At 57.6% G+C, this 590-nt stretch carries 1 protein-coding gene; it reads right to left on the bottom strand.

Translation table 11 applies throughout. The features are described 5' to 3' along the window. On the bottom strand, positions 1-189 hold a 189-nt coding region (locus tag U5775_RS38955), incomplete at its 3' end, for a porin (RefSeq protein WP_322063442.1). Between the last annotated feature and the right edge of the window lie 401 nt (positions 190-590).

Here is a 590-nt window from a genome sequence, read left to right as displayed (position 1 = left end):
GTTGTTCAGCGACACGGTGCTGCCGTGCGTGGTGCCGCCGCCCGATATGGCAGCGGTTTGATTGGTCGAGTAGTTCAGGTACGTATCGACGATACCGTAGAGCGTGATGCTGCTTTGCGCGTGCGCGGCCTGGCTGCTCGCGAGCAGGGTTGCCGCGAGGGCGAGGCTAGGTGTGCGGTTCAGATTCATGAGGTAGCGAGAGTCGTTTGAGCGGAGAGTCGGCAACGGGCTGCGAACGGACTGCGAATCTGCATCGGCACCAGGGACGTGGTCCTGAGGTCTTGTCAGAGGGGTGACGGAGGGTAATTCGTCTAAAAATGATCGTTGTTCGTTATTTGTAGTGATTCAATTTTGCACTGTCAATAATGAATGTCGATTATTTTTGCGCGTATAGTAAGCGCAGCGCGGCTCACGGTTGGCGTGGCGCAGTGGCGGCAGGGCGCCGGGCTTGTCAAGCGGCGGAAAACACCAGGGCCGCGAACAGCGCGAACGCCTCGTGAACGGCGCTTTCCCCGTCAATGTCCAGTACTGCCATGCAACCCAATTCACTCACCCAGATTTCCCTCGTCCGCAAGTTGAAGCTCAATCAA

Origin of the sequence: Paraburkholderia sp. J63, assembly GCF_905220245.1 — a bacterium.
Lineage (GTDB): Bacteria > Pseudomonadota > Gammaproteobacteria > Burkholderiales > Burkholderiaceae > Paraburkholderia.
Note: the sequence above shows the minus strand (reverse complement) of the source record. Positions and strands in the feature narration are given on the sequence as shown.